This is a genomic window from Streptomyces sp. NPDC093260 (genome assembly GCF_040683715.1).
GTDB lineage: Bacteria > Actinomycetota > Actinomycetes > Streptomycetales > Streptomycetaceae > Streptomyces > Streptomyces sennicomposti.
Map to the genome: position 1 here is coordinate 46,941 of NZ_JBFBEK010000034.1, position 12,902 is coordinate 59,842.

Here is a 12,902-nt window from a genome sequence, read left to right on the forward strand (position 1 = left end):
CTTATCCGGCACTGAGCAGCTCCCAGGCACACTGGAAGCATGACGACAGGCGCTCCGACCTCTCCCTCCTCCGTCCGGCCACGGCGTTCCCGGCTGCGCAGGTATCTGCCGCTGGGCCTCGCGGCGTGGCTGGTGCTGGAGATCTGGCTGCTGACCCTGGTCGCGGGCGCGGCGGGCGGCTTCACGGTGTTCCTGCTGCTGCTCGCCGGGATCGTGCTCGGCGCCGTGGTCATCAAGCGGGCCGGCCGCCGCGCCTTCCAGAACCTCAACGAAGCCCTCCAGCGCGGCGACGCCCCCTCGGCGCGCCGCGGGGGCAACGGCCTGATGATGCTGGGCGGCCTGCTGCTGATCATCCCCGGCATGCTCTCGGACGTCGCCGGACTCCTCCTGCTGCTCCCGCCCGTCCAGCGGTCCGTCAGCCGCCTCACGGAGCGCACGGTGGAGCGCAGGCTCCGCGCCGCCGCGCCCGGCACCCTCGGCGACGCCTTCCAGCGGGTTCGCATCCACCGCCCCGACGGCAAGGTCGTCCAGGGCGAGGTGATCCGGGACGACGAGCGGCCGGGCGGCGCGTCCCGCGAACAGCGCCCGCCGCTGACCCGCTGACGCGGCCGGCCGTCCGCCGTGCCGCCGCGGACGAAACGGAACGGGCGTCGTACGAGAGGGATCTCGTACGACGCCCGTTCCGGGTTCTCGGGAGCATCGCGGCCCAGGCCGCGCCCCCACGGGGACTACGCGCTCTTGCGGCTGTCCCGAGGATGAACGGCGATGTTCATCGCGCCCGACCGCAGTACGGCCAGACGCTCCTCGAGGACCTCTTCGAGCTCCTCGCGGGTACGCCGCTCCATCAGCATGTCCCAGTGCGTACGCGCCGGCTTGGCCTTCTTCTCCTCCGGACCGTCGCCATCCACCAGGAGTGCCGGGGCCCCGCAGACCTTGCACTCCCACTCCGGCGGGATCTCCGCCTCGACCGAGAAGGGCATCTCGAACCGGTGCCCCTTCTCGCATGCGTACTCCACGGCCTGGCGCGGAGCCAAGTCGATACCGCGGTCCGTCTCGTAGCTGGTCACCACGAGGCGCGTGCCGCGAAGAGCTCGCTCACTCATGAATCGTGCCTCCCGGGCTTGTCGCCCACAGGACAGGTGTCGCTGTCGTCGTCATCCGGTCAACGTCCGGTCGGCGGTAAAGATTCCCGTTCCGATGTCCCGTTCCGGGTCATTGTGTCGCCGTCGTAGCCGCAGCCTTGTCAACCAGTGCAGTACCCACCGGCGCCCGGTTTGTCACATCTGCAACGAGATGTCACCCAGCGTTTCGGCATCTTTGACGCGCAGTAACGGTACGCCTGGCAGGCCAAACGCGTACACTACAGCCCTTTCCCCGCGAGTGCTAAATCCGGTCCGGAACCGGATTGCCCGCGTCCCGGATCGCCCGCCCCACCGGCACCCGCGCCAGCAGGACGAAGCCGGTGACGAAGAACGCCACCAGCGAGACGATCGCGTCCCGGTAGCTGCCGGTGAGCTGGTACGTCACCCCGAACAGCAGCGGCCCCAGCCAGCTCATGCCGCGGTCGCTCATCTCGTACGCGGAGAAGTACTCGGCTTCCTTGCCGGGCGGGACGAGATGCGAGAACAGCGACCGGGACAGCGCCTGGCTGCCGCCGAGGACCAGCCCGATCCCGGCCGCCAGCACGAAGAACCACACGGGCGCCCGGGCCGGCAGGAAGAACCCGGCCGCCAGGGTCGCCGTCCAGGCGATCAGCGACCCGAGGATCGTCCGCTTCGCCCCGTACGTCCGCGCCAGCCGCCCCATCCCGAGGGCGCCCGCCACCGCCAGCACCTGCACCATCAGCACTGCCGTGATCAGTGTGGACTGGCCGAGGCCCAGCTCCTCCGAGCCGTACACGGAGGCCTGGGAGATCACCGTCTGGATGCCGTCGTTGTAGACCAGGTACGCCAGCAGGAAGGCCAGGGTGAGCGGCCGGTCGCGCATGTCCCGCACGGTGGCCGCCAGCTGCCGCCACCCCCGTGCCCGCGGCACGGCGGCGGGCGGCGACCGGCGGTCGCGCAGCCGCCGCAGCGGCACGAGGGTGAAGACACCCCACCACAGACCCGCCGAGGCCAGGCAGATCCGCACCGCCGTCGCCTCCGAGACGCCGAAGGAGTCGTGCGCGGTGAACAGGACCAGGTTCGCCACCAGCACCAGCGACCCGGCCGCGTAGCCGAAGGCCCAGCCCCGCGAGGACACCGCGTCGCGCTCCTCGGGCGGCGCGATCTGCGGCAGGTAGGAGTTGTAGAGGACCATCGAGACGGCCACCGACGCGTTCGCGACGATCAGCAGGAGACCGCCCAGCAGGTAGCGGTGCCCGTCCAGGAAGAACAGCCCCGTGGTGGCGGCGGCCCCCGTGTAGGCGGCCGCCGCCAGCAGCGGCTTGCGGCGGCCCGTGCGGTCGGCCGCCGCGCCCGCCACCGGCATCACCACGATCGCCGCGATCACGGACGCCGACACGCAGTAGGCGAAGAACGACCCGGCCCGCACCGGGACCCCCAGCGGATGCACGAACCCGTCCGGGTCCGCCGCCGCCCGCGCGACCGAGGTGAGATAGGGGCCGAGGAAGACGGTGAGCACACTGGTCGAGTAGACGGAGCACGCCCAGTCGTAGAAGTACCAGCCGTGCTGCTCGCGCCGCCGCTCGGCGGCGTCGTCGCCGGCCTGTGCCCGCACGGTGCCGATGCCCACCCGTGCCCTCGCTTCCCCGCTTCCGGTGCCGCGCGCCCCTCGGGCGGGCGCCTCAGAACCAGACGCCCCGCTCCCGCATGACCTCGCGCAGCGTGTCGATGTGATCGGTCATGATGCCATCGACGCCGAGGTCCAGGAGCCGGTGCATCCGCTCCGGTTCGTTGATCGTCCACACGTGCACCTGGAGACCCAGCGCGTGGGCCGCGCGGACGAACAGCCGGTCGGCCACCGGGACGCCGGACTGCGCCACCGGCACCTGCGCGGCGACCGCCGACCGCCGCAGCGCCGCAGGCACCCCCCAGGAGCGCAGCCGCAGCCCCAGCACCCCACGCGTGCCGTACGACGTCGCGAGACGCGAGCCGGCCAGCCGCTGGGCCCGCACCACCCGCGCCTCGGAGAAGGAGCCCACGCACACCCGCGACCAGGCGTCCATGCGCTCGATCGTCTCCAACAGCGGGTGCAGCGCCGGCTCCGCCTTCACGTCGACGTTCCAGCGCACCTCGGGGAAGGTCTCCAGCAACTCCTCGAAGAGCGGCACCGGCTCGCGGCCCGCCACGCGCGCGTGCGCGACCTCCGCCCACGGCAGGTCGGCGATCCGGCCCGTGCCGTCGGTCACCCGGTCCAGGGTCGCGTCGTGGAAGGCGACCAGCCGCCCGTCGGCCGTGGCGTGCACATCGGTCTCGATGTACCGGTAGCCGAGCGCGACCGCCCGCCGGAACTGCACCACGGTGTTCTCCAGCCCGTCGGCGGCACCGCCGCGATGGGCGAACGGGATGGGCCCCGGATGGTCGAGATACGGATGGCGCACGAGCGTGGTCACGGACGCAGTATCACCCCTTCGGGTGACGTCGCGGCAACGGTCGGGCGGCCCGCGCCCGCCGCCGGAACGGCGAACAGCCGCAGGAAGAACTGCGCCAGCGGGCCGATCGCCAGCGCGTACAGAAGGGTGCCCACGCCGATCGTGCCGCCGAGGGCGAACCCGGTGGCGACCACCGTCACCTCCACGACCGTCCGCATCAGCCGCACCGAGCGGCCGGTGCGCCGGTGCAGCCCGGTCATCAGCCCGTCCCGCGGCCCCGGACCCAGCCGGGCGGCGATGTACAGACCGGTGGCCGCGCCGTTCAGCAGGACGCCCGTCAGCAGCAGCGGGACGCGGACGGTCAGCGTGTGCGCTCCCGGCAGCACGGCGAGCGTGCCGTCCATCGCCACGCCGACCAGGAAGACGTTGGAGACCGTGCCGAGGCCGGGCCGCTGCCGCAGCGGTATCCACAGCAGCAGCACCACGGCGCCCACGACGATCGACACCACCCCGATCGTCAGACCGGTCAGCTCGGCCAGCCCCTGGTGCAGCACGTTCCACGGCTCCAGACCGAGCCCCGCCTCGACGAGGAGGCCCGAACTGACGCCGTACAGCACGAGGCCGGCGTAGAGCTGGATCAGCCGCCGTCCTGGGCGGTCGAGGCGGTCCCGTGTGGACAAGATGTCCCCCTGGTGGTGGAAGTGGCTCGGTGCGTGACACTCTGTGGCTTGAGAACGAAAGCCATCCATGGCCAATTCGGGAAAGGTGGACTGGTACGCATGGCGCAGTGGACTTCGGCGATGGGTGCCGCGCAACTCGCCCGGCTGCTCAACTCCCAGCAGGAGCGCCCGGCCGGCCCCGGCGCCCGCCGCCCGCCCGCCTACCGGGCGCTCGCCGACGGCATCCGCCTGCTGGTCCTGGAGGGCCGCGTCCCGGTGGCCGCCAGGCTGCCCGCCGAGCGCGAACTCGCCCTGTCCCTGTCCGTCAGCCGCACCACGGTCGCCGCCGCCTACGAGGCGCTGCGCACCGAGGGCTTCCTGGAGTCCCGGCGTGGGGCGGGCAGCTGGACCGCCGTCCCGGCGGGCAACCCGCTGCCCGCCCGGGGGCTCGAACCCCTGCCGCCGGAAGCGCTGGGCTCGATGATCGACCTCGGCACCGCCGCGCTGCCCGCCCCCGAGCCGTGGCTCACCCGCGCCGTGCAGGGCGCGCTGGAGGAACTGCCGCCCTACGCCCACACCCACGGCGACTACCCGGCCGGGCTGCCCGCGCTGCGGTCGATGATCGCCGAGCGGTACACCGCGCGCGGGATCCCCACCATGCCCGAGCAGATCATGGTGACGACGGGAGCCATGGGCGCGATCGACGCCATCTGCCACCTCTTCGGCGGCAGGGGCGAGCGCATCGCCGTCGAGTCGCCGTCCTACGCCAACATCCTCCAGCTGATGCGGGAGGCGGGCGCCCGGCTGGTGCCGGTGGCGATGGCCGAGGGGCTCACCGGCTGGGACCTGGACCGCTGGCGCCAGGTGCTGCGGGAGGCCGCACCCCGGATCGCCTACGTCGTGGCCGACTTCCACAACCCCACGGGCGCGCTCGCCGACGAGGACCAGCGCCGCCGTCTGGTGGAGGCGGCGCGGTCGGCCGGGACGGTGCTCGTCGTGGACGAGACGATGAGCGAGCTGTACCTGGAACCGGGCCTGGAGATGCCGCGGCGGGTCTGCGGCTTCGACCCGGCGGGCTCCACGGTGATCACCGTCGGCTCCGCCAGCAAGGCCTTCTGGGCCGGGATGCGCATCGGCTGGGTCCGGGCCGCCCCCGACGTGATCCGCAGCCTGGTCGCCGCCCGCGCCTACGCCGACCTGGGCACCCCCGTGCTGGAGCAGCTCGCCGTGAACTGGCTGTTCAGCACGGGCGGCTGGGAGCAGGCGGTCGAGCTGCGCCGGCGTCAGGCCCGCGACAACCGGGACGCGCTGATCACGGCCGTCCGGCGAGAGCTGCCCACCTGGGAGTTCGAGGCGCCGCAGGGCGGCCTGACGCTGTGGGTGCGCACCGGCGGGCTCTCGGGCTCCCGCATCGCGGAGGCGGGCGAGCGGGTGGGCGTACGGGTGCCGTCCGGCCCCCGCTTCGGCGTCGACGGCGCCTTCGAGGGCTACGTCCGGCTCCCGTTCACCGTCGCCGGAGCGGTGGCGGAAGAAGCGGCCACCCGCCTGGCCGCGGCGGCCCATCTGGTGCACACAGGCACCCCCATGAACGGCAACTCCCCGAGAACCTTCGTGGCATGAGCCGAGCGGCGGCCAGTCGTGCCTGCCTCAGTGCCTCAAGGGCCTGGGAGGCGCCCCCGGGCGGCACGGGTGAGCGCGGCGGCGCCCCGTCACGCGGGACGAGTCGACCCACCCGCCCCGCCGTGCCCAGGTGCACCTTCGAAGCGAGGCGAGCGCTTCCCGCCCAGCACCCCACCTCCGCGGCACCCCACCTCCGCGCACCCTCGAGTGACGCAGCCCCCTCACCCCGCCCCCGGCCCCGCCTCCCTCAGGAAGCCTCCCCCACCGCCTTCGCCGCCTCCGCCACCGCTTCCTCCGCCTCGGCCACAGCCTCCGCCCCCGCGGCCTCCACCTCCGCCCGGGAGGCCGCGCTGCCCACGGGAGCGGGTTCCGGCACCGTCTCCCCGTCCGCCGGCGTCGTCTTCGGCGGCAACAGTTCCTCCACGGCCCGCCGCAGCGCCCCGCTGATCGAGTCGTCGTACGGATCGGGCGTCGCCGGCACCTGAAGCCGGTGCACCGTCCCGTTCCCCAGCCGCGCGTACCCCCGCCCGGGCGGAACGGCCGGCAGCGGAGTGGTGTGCGGCGGCGCCCCCAGCACCGCCTTGAGCTGCTCCGCCGTCGCCGGCCCGAGCACCACCCGCGCGCGCGTGTGCTGCCGCAGCGCCTCCCCGAGCGCGTCCGCGCTGTCGAACTGCTCGGCCACCACGACCGTCACGTTCACCGCGCGGCCGTGCCGCAGGGGCACCTGCAACAGCGCCTGCGGGTCCTTGCGCCCGTCCGCGGAGGCCAGGTGAGTGAAGGAGGTCGGCCGGTCCAGCAGCAGCCACAACGGCCGCCGGGTGTCGTCCGGCGGCGCCTGCCCCGCCTGCCGGGCGCGGTTGACGGCGATCAGCCGGCGCTCGGTCTCGGTCGCCGCCCACTCCAGGCTGGCCAGCGCCCCGGAGAGCCCGCACTCCACCGCGAGGACCCCGTCCCGGCCCACCAGACAGGCGTACTCGCCGGTCCCGCCGCCGTCGACGATCACCACGTCGCCGTACTGGAGCGCCTGCAACGCGATGGAACGCAGCAGCGTGGAGGTGCCGCTGCCGGGCTGCCCCAGCGCCAGCAGATGCGGTTCGGTGGAGCGCGGCCCGGTGCGCCAGACGACCGGTGGCACGTCGCGCTGCTCGGCGCCGTAGGCGAGGGGCAGGGTGCGCTGCACCTCGCTGGGGTCGGTGAAGCCGAGCACGGTCTCACCCGGAGCGGTGACGAACCGCTGGGCGGGGACGCCGGTGGGCAGCGGGGCCAGCGCGGTGACCGTCAGCTCGTTGGCCTCCTCGTCCCAGGTGAACAGGTACTCGCGCCCGCGGCCGGCCTTCGCGGTCAGCAGATGCTCGATCCGCGCGCGGGACTCCGGCTCGCCGTCGGTGAAGTACGCCGGATAGCGGATCAGCAGATGGCAGACGCGGCCGGAGTCGTCGAACTCGTAGCCGGGGAAGGCCTTCTCCCAGGCGCCGCCGTGCGCGTACAGCGGGGCCGGGTCGTCGGCGGCCGAGAAGTACGGGACCAGGGCCTCGTACAGCGACGTCAGGCGCCGGGTGCGCGGCTCGTCGGGGTCCTCGGCGGGCTCGGCCGGCGCGCGGTCCCGGCCCTGCCACGCCGCCGCCGCCGTCACCGCGACGGCGGCGAGCAGCGGACCGTACGGCACCACGACCACGGTCAGGCACAGGGCGGCCACCACGAACAGCAGCGGCCCGCGCCGGTCCTTCGGCGTCTCGGCCCATCTGCGCCGGCCGGCCGCGGCGAGCCGGCGCAGCCCCCGGGCGACGGTGATCAGCGGGTGGAGGATGTCCGTGGCGCTGTCGGCCGCCGTCCGGGCCAGCTCCCGGCTCCGGGCCAGCTGCGCGCCGCCTGTGCTCAGAATGCGGGGGAGGGGCCGCCGGGCCACTGCTGCCTCCTGGGGTGCGGACGGTCGGTGGGGGGTGTCCCCTGGACGGCGTCTGCCTCGGTCCTCGGGGCGGTCGGCGTCAGAACCGCATGCCGCCGAGGAGGCTGGCCAGGCTCTCGCCGCCGGCTCTGATGCTCGGGGCGATGGCCGTGCTGGCCAGGTAGAAGCCGAAGAGGGTCGACACGCACGCGTGGGAGGGCTTCAGCCCGTCCTTGCGGAAGAAGATGAAACCGATGACGCCGAACAGGACGACGCCTGAGATGGAGAGGATCATGTGAATCTCCTGGTGTCGAAAGGGGGACAGTCACCCTGAGTCCTTCCAGGATCACAGCATGTATCCATATGACAAAAGGTGCAAGCGGGTGAAAACCGCCCGTTTTCCCTCGCGCGGCCGAGCCGGCGGGTGTGGTGGCCGCCCCGCCCTGTTGCGCGCGCCCGGCTCACCGGTGATCTTTGCCTCCCGGCAACGCGGGTGCGGCGCCGCGCCAGCCAGTACCCTGGCGATTCACCCGTTCGGCCGAGCACCGCTCGCGCGGCCGTACGCTTGCTCCCCGCGGTCCCCGGCCGCACACCGCAGGTCCCGTGCGGTACCAGCAGTGCCCCAGCAGTCCCCAACGCTCGCAGTGAGAGGCGGTCCGGCCGATGAGTGATGCCCTCGACCCCGAAGTCGTGGAGCTGGCGACCAAGATCTTCGATCTGGCCCGACAGGGCCCGGCCGACGCGCTCGTCGCCTACGTCGACGCCGGCGTCCCGGCCAACCTCACCAACGACCGCGGCGACTCGCTCCTGATGCTCGCCGCCTATCACGGCCACGCCGACGCCGTCCGCGCCCTGCTGGCCCGCGGAGCCGACGCCGACCGCGTCAACGACCGGGGCCAGACACCCCTCGCCGGAGCGGTCTTCAAGGGCGAGCAGGACGTCATCGAGGCCCTGCTGGAGGCCGGCGCCGACCCGTCCGCGGGGACCCCGTCGGCCCTCGACACGGCTCGGATGTTCGGCCGGACCGAGCTGCTGCGGCTGTTCGGCGAGCAGTGAGCCCAAGGGTCGTCCAGCACGCCGTGAGCTGCTGAAACGGCCCGCCGACCAGGCACGACACACAAAACGGGGGAGGCGGTACCAGGCCGCCGGAAATTTCGGTCGCGGCAGCGCAGACGCCGGGTCATCATGACGTCGTGATTCACGGACGCGACGGACGGGCAGAGCTTGCCGGACCGCGCGGACCGTGACGCGGTCCGTACGGGCCACCGACGAGAGGCAGAGGACGATGGTCTACAGCAAGCAAGAGACGGCGGGCGCCCCGACGTGTTGTCACGTGGCCAGGTAGTAGCTGTTCCCCGGTTGCGTCGACGCTTGATGTGAGGCTGTTTCCCATGTTCGATCCGGTCATAGCGCCCAGCGGCACGCTGCTCGGCCTGCTCCAGCGGGGCCGCGGCGACGGCACACTGCACGCGCTCACCGCACCGCGCGCCGAGGCGCTCGCGGCACTCGACCACTGTGTGCTGCACGACCCCCGGCACGACTGGCAGGTGGAGAACCGCTCCCTGTACTACGCCCGCCTCTACCTCGACCTGAACGGCGAGCTGGACGCGATCGAGGCGCACCTCTTCGACCCCGAGGACGCCCTCGACACCGACGAGTCCCGCACCGGACTCGCCCTCGCGGTCCTCGGCCACCTTGCCTCCTACGGCAGGCTCGACGCCCTCGCCCTGCTGCGCAGATACGCCGCCGGCGGTGCCAACTGGGCGTGGGCGCTGGACGAGCTGGCGCTGCGCGACGACGACGCCGGACTGCGCTCGCTGGCCGCCCCGGTCCTCGCCCGCTTCGCCACCGACGCCGAGGGCGAGGCCTCGCTGGCCGCCGCCGTGCGCGACGCCTTCGAACCCCGCCCCTGGCGGCTGTGGGCCGAGGACCCGCGCGAGTCGATCGCCCGGCGCGTGCGCGCCGCCCACGAGACCGGCTGCTTCGACCGCTGGCAGCGGCAGATGAGGCCCACCGGCCCCCGCCCGGGCTGGAGCGTGCAGGCCGTGTTCGACTGGGCGCAGCAGGGCCTGGAGCGCGGCGCCGCCCTCCACGTCCCGGCCGCCCGCTGCCTGAGCGCCGTCGCCGGACCCGAGGACCGGCCCGAGATCCTGCGGGCCGCCCGGCACGGCGCCGACGGCGCCCGCTGCACCGCCCTGCGTTACCTCGCCGACGGCGACGATCCCGGCGCCCTGGATCTGATCGAGGCCGCGGTGTCCGACGGATCGGCCGTCGTGGCGGACGCCGCCCTCGACGCCTTCGAACGCATGCGCGGTGCGGTGGCCGTGGACCGCGCCCGCGGCTGGGCCCGCCGCCCCGACCCGCTGGGCGCCGCCGCCGGCCGCATGCTGGCCTGCCGCGGCGAGGTGCGCGACCGCGAACTCGTCCTCGCCGCCCTCCGCGAGGCCGTCCGGGGCGAGGGCCCCGACGCCGCCACCCTGTGGACCCTGGTCGACGGCGCCGGACGGCTCGGCATCGCCTGCGCGGCACCCGTGCTGCGCCACATCTACCGCGAGACCGCCTCCTCCCATCTGCGCCATCGCGCCGCACGTGCGCTGGCCGCCACCGACCCGTCCTTCCCCGCGGGGTTCGCCGTCGAATGCCTGTGGGACTGCGAGGAGACCACCCGCGAACTCGCCGCCCGGCACGCCGAGACCGGCGACACCCGGGTCGTCGACCAACTGCGCCGGCTCGCCGCCGACCCGGCCGAGGAGGCGGAGGTACAGACCGCCGTGCGCAGCCGGATCGGCCCGGACATGCCCACCGTCTGACCGGCCGGGCCGGCCACGGCATGGAGGCCTTCGCGCCCGCTGCGGCCGCCCGGGGGCGACGGCGGCGGACGTGGCCCTCAGCGCCGTCGCACCGCCACCGCCCGCCGCCGCGCCGGCACGAAGCGGACGGGCGTGCCCGGGACCGCCTGGGCCGCGGCGGCGAGATCGGCGGCGTGGACGACCGCGATCACCGGGTAGCCGCCGGTGGTCGGATGGTCGGCGAGGAAGACCAGCGGCCGGCCGTCGGGCGGCACCTGCACCGCGCCCAGGACCATTCCCTCACTGGGCAGCTCGCCGGGCCGGGACCGCTGCAGCGCGGGCCCCTCGGTGCGTAGCCCGACGCGGTTGCTCGCCGACGACACGCGGTACGGGCGGGTGGCGAGGACCCGCAGCGCCGCCGGGGTGAACCAGTCGTCGCGCGGCCCGAGGGTCACCCGCAGCACCAGCTCGGCCGCGGGCCCCGGCTGCGGTGCGACGTCCACGCGCGCGTGGACGTCGGCCGGCGGTCCCAGCGGGAGCACCGCGCCGTCCGTGAGCGGCGCGGGCCCGAGCCCGGACAGCAGATCGGTGGAGCGGCTGCCGAGCACCGGCGCCACGGCGACCCCGCCCGACACGGCGACGTAGGCGCGTACCCCGCGGACCGCCGCGCCCACCTCCAGCACCGCCCCCGCCGGGACCCGTACCGGCGCTCCCCAGGCGGCCGGCCGGCCGTCCAGCCGGACGGGACAGGGCGCGCCCGTGACCGCCACGGTGACCGGGGAACGGGGCCGCAGGGCGCAGCCGTCGAGCGTGGTCTCCAGGACGGCCGCCCCGCGCGGGTTGCCGGCCAGCCGGTTGGCCAGGGCGGCGGCCGGCGCGTCCAGCGCCCCCGAGCGGGGCACCCCGAGATGGGCGTGGCCGGGACGTCCTTCGTCCTGGACGGTGGTCAGCGCCCCGGCGCGCACGACGACGAGCGCGCGGTCGTTCATCGCACCCCCGCCCGCTCCGCCTGTTGCGGCAGGCTCACCCGCCCCACCGGGCCCACGGGAACGAAGCGCACCCGAGTGCCCGGCGACAGCAGGGCGGCCGGCACGCGCGCGTGGTCCCACAGCACCGCGTCGGTGGTGCCGATCAGCTGCCAGCCGCCCGGCGACGAGCGCGGATAGACCCCCGTGTACGGCCCTGCCAGCGCCACCGCCCCGGCCGGCACCGCCGTACGCGGAGTGGCCCGGCGCGGCACGTGGCAGCGCTCGGGCAGACCGGTGAGGTAGCCGAAGCCGGGGGCGAACCCGCAGAAGGCGACCCGGAACTCGGTGGCCGCGTGCACGCGCGCGACCTCCTCCTCGGCGACCCCCCAACGGGCGGCGACGTCGGCCAGATCGGGGCCGTCGTAGCGCACCGGCAGCTCCACGACCCGCTCCCCGCGCGGGGCCGCCGGCGGTACCGTCGCGGCGGCCAGTTCGCGGGCCGCCCGGTCCGGTTCCGCGAGGCCGTCGAGCAGGACCGTACGGGCCGCCGGGACGATCTCGGCCACCTCCAGCAAGCCCTCCGAGCGGCGGCGCAGCAGCTCCTCGTGCAGGGCCTCGGCCTCGTCCCCGGAGGCGACCTCCACGAGCAGCGCGTCCGGACCCACCTGCAGCACCCTCACGCGAAGGCCTCCACCCGCACGCCCACCGCCTCCAGGCGCCCGCGCACCTGCCGGGCCAGCTCCACCGCGCCCGGCGTGTCGCCGTGCAGGCACAGCGAACGCGCCTGTACGCCGACGACCTCCCCCCGGTGCGAGACGACCGTCCCGGAGCGGGCCAGACGCACCGAACGCTCCAGCACGGCCACCGGATCGGTGATCACCGCGCCCTCCAGGCCGCGCGGCACGAGCGTGCCCTCCCCGGTGTAGGCGCGGTCCGCGAACGCCTCGGTGACCGAGGGGAGTCCGGCCTTTCCCGCCAGCTCCAGCAGCCGGGAACCCGGCAGCCCCAGCACCGGCAGCGCGGCGTCGGCGAGCAGCACGCCCTCCACCACCGCGGCCGCCTGCTCCTCGTCCCGCACGACCCGGTTGTAGAGGGCGCCGTGCGGCTTGACGTACGCCACACGCGCGCCCGCCGCCCGCGCGAAGACCTCGAGGGCGCCGATCTGGTAGGCGACCTCGGCGGCCAGTTCGGCGGGCGGCACGTCCATCGCGCGCCGCCCGAACCCGGCCAGGTCCCGGTAGGAGACCTGCGCGCCGATCCGCACCCCGCGCTCGGCCGCCAGTTCGCACACCCGCCGCATGGTGACCGCGTCCCCGGCGTGGAAGCCGCAGGCCACGTTGGCGCTGGTCACGACGGACAGCAACTGCTCGTCGTCGGTCAGCCGCCAGCGGCCGAAGCCCTCACCGAGGTCGGCGTTCAGGTCGATGGAGGTCATGGCTCACTCGCTCG

At 74.5% G+C, this 12,902-nt stretch carries 13 protein-coding genes; 4 read left to right on the forward strand and 9 right to left on the reverse strand.

All coding sequences use genetic code 11. The annotated features are described in order from the left end of the window. Nucleotides 1-39 precede the first annotated feature (39 nt). On the forward strand, nucleotides 40-603 hold the full coding sequence (gene fxsA / locus AB0N63_RS31385; protein WP_365534328.1) for an FxsA family membrane protein: 564 nt from the start codon (nucleotides 40-42) through the stop codon (nucleotides 601-603). Nucleotides 604-728: 125 nt separating this feature from the next. Here fxsA and AB0N63_RS31390 read toward each other — a convergent pair whose 3' ends face one another. The 4 genes from AB0N63_RS31390 to AB0N63_RS31405 all read right to left on the reverse strand — a co-directional run bounded on the left by AB0N63_RS31390 (nucleotide 729) and on the right by AB0N63_RS31405 (nucleotide 4,212). Next, entirely contained in the window at nucleotides 729-1,103 is a 375-nt protein-coding gene (locus AB0N63_RS31390; protein WP_009187548.1) for an RNA polymerase-binding protein RbpA, read from the reverse strand. A gap of 280 nt (nucleotides 1,104-1,383) precedes the next feature. Further along, nucleotides 1,384-2,733, reverse strand: coding sequence for an MFS transporter (locus tag AB0N63_RS31395; RefSeq protein ID WP_365534330.1), 1,350 nt, complete (start codon nucleotides 2,731-2,733; stop codon nucleotides 1,384-1,386). Nucleotides 2,734-2,785: 52 nt separating this feature from the next. Continuing rightward, complete coding sequence (locus AB0N63_RS31400; protein ID WP_365534331.1) at nucleotides 2,786-3,553, reverse strand: glycerophosphodiester phosphodiesterase; 768 nt, start codon at nucleotides 3,551-3,553, stop codon at nucleotides 2,786-2,788. Next, on the reverse strand, nucleotides 3,550-4,212 hold the full coding sequence (locus AB0N63_RS31405) for a hypothetical protein (protein ID WP_365534333.1): 663 nt from the start codon (nucleotides 4,210-4,212) through the stop codon (nucleotides 3,550-3,552). Before AB0N63_RS31405 ends, AB0N63_RS31400 begins: the two co-directional genes overlap by 4 nt. 99 nt (nucleotides 4,213-4,311) lie before the next feature. Between AB0N63_RS31405 and AB0N63_RS31410 the strand changes: the two genes are divergently transcribed. Continuing rightward, nucleotides 4,312-5,811, forward strand: coding sequence for a PLP-dependent aminotransferase family protein (locus AB0N63_RS31410; protein WP_365534335.1), 1,500 nt, complete (start codon nucleotides 4,312-4,314; stop codon nucleotides 5,809-5,811). Between the two features lie 247 nt (nucleotides 5,812-6,058). Here AB0N63_RS31410 and AB0N63_RS31415 read toward each other — a convergent pair whose 3' ends face one another. After that, complete coding sequence (locus tag AB0N63_RS31415; RefSeq protein ID WP_365534338.1) at nucleotides 6,059-7,717, reverse strand: ABC transporter ATP-binding protein; 1,659 nt, start codon at nucleotides 7,715-7,717, stop codon at nucleotides 6,059-6,061. 79 nt (nucleotides 7,718-7,796) lie between these two features. After that, nucleotides 7,797-7,991, reverse strand: a complete 195-nt coding sequence (locus AB0N63_RS31420; protein WP_019983932.1) for a hypothetical protein — start codon at nucleotides 7,989-7,991, stop codon at nucleotides 7,797-7,799. A 368-nt stretch (nucleotides 7,992-8,359) separates the two neighbouring features. Here AB0N63_RS31420 and AB0N63_RS31425 point away from each other — a divergent pair, with 368 nt between their 5' ends. Beyond that, nucleotides 8,360-8,752 carry an ankyrin repeat domain-containing protein gene (locus AB0N63_RS31425; protein ID WP_009187542.1) on the forward strand — a complete coding sequence of 131 codons (393 nt, stop codon included), beginning with the start codon at nucleotides 8,360-8,362 and terminating at the stop codon, nucleotides 8,750-8,752. A gap of 335 nt (nucleotides 8,753-9,087) precedes the next feature. Further along, nucleotides 9,088-10,506, forward strand: coding sequence for a HEAT repeat domain-containing protein (locus tag AB0N63_RS31430; RefSeq protein ID WP_365534340.1), 1,419 nt, complete (start codon nucleotides 9,088-9,090; stop codon nucleotides 10,504-10,506). Between the two features lie 77 nt (nucleotides 10,507-10,583). Here AB0N63_RS31430 and AB0N63_RS31435 read toward each other — a convergent pair whose 3' ends face one another. From AB0N63_RS31435 to AB0N63_RS31445, 3 genes are read right to left on the reverse strand one after another with little or no spacing between them, the layout of a single operon-like run. Next, the gene (locus tag AB0N63_RS31435) at nucleotides 10,584-11,474 is read right to left on the reverse strand and encodes a biotin-dependent carboxyltransferase family protein (protein ID WP_365534343.1); all 891 of its coding nucleotides are present in this window, start codon (nucleotides 11,472-11,474) and stop codon (nucleotides 10,584-10,586) included. Then, nucleotides 11,471-12,133 carry a 5-oxoprolinase subunit PxpB gene (gene pxpB / locus AB0N63_RS31440; protein WP_365534345.1) on the reverse strand — a complete coding sequence of 221 codons (663 nt, stop codon included), beginning with the start codon at nucleotides 12,131-12,133 and terminating at the stop codon, nucleotides 11,471-11,473. The genes AB0N63_RS31435 and pxpB overlap by 4 nt, the downstream gene beginning before the upstream one ends. Beyond that, nucleotides 12,130-12,888, reverse strand: coding sequence for a 5-oxoprolinase subunit PxpA (locus AB0N63_RS31445; RefSeq protein ID WP_365534347.1), 759 nt, complete (start codon nucleotides 12,886-12,888; stop codon nucleotides 12,130-12,132). Before AB0N63_RS31445 ends, pxpB begins: the two co-directional genes overlap by 4 nt. Nucleotides 12,889-12,902 lie beyond the last annotated feature (14 nt).

Excerpts from the sequence above, each read along its gene's own strand:
- AB0N63_RS31445 (WP_365534347.1), bottom strand. The coding sequence starts at position 12,888 with ATGACCTCCATCGACCTGAACGCCGACCTCGGTGAGGGCTTCGGCCGC.
- AB0N63_RS31410 (WP_365534335.1), top strand. The coding sequence starts at position 4,312 with ATGGCGCAGTGGACTTCGGCGATGGGTGCCGCGCAACTCGCCCGGCTG.
- AB0N63_RS31430 (WP_365534340.1), top strand. The coding sequence starts at position 9,088 with ATGTTCGATCCGGTCATAGCGCCCAGCGGCACGCTGCTCGGCCTGCTC.
- AB0N63_RS31435 (WP_365534343.1), bottom strand. The coding sequence starts at position 11,474 with ATGAACGACCGCGCGCTCGTCGTCGTGCGCGCCGGGGCGCTGACCACC.
- fxsA (WP_365534328.1), top strand. The coding sequence starts at position 40 with ATGACGACAGGCGCTCCGACCTCTCCCTCCTCCGTCCGGCCACGGCGT.
- AB0N63_RS31420 (WP_019983932.1), bottom strand. The coding sequence starts at position 7,991 with ATGATCCTCTCCATCTCAGGCGTCGTCCTGTTCGGCGTCATCGGTTTC.
- AB0N63_RS31390 (WP_009187548.1), bottom strand. The coding sequence starts at position 1,103 with ATGAGTGAGCGAGCTCTTCGCGGCACGCGCCTCGTGGTGACCAGCTAC.
- AB0N63_RS31425 (WP_009187542.1), top strand. The coding sequence starts at position 8,360 with ATGAGTGATGCCCTCGACCCCGAAGTCGTGGAGCTGGCGACCAAGATC.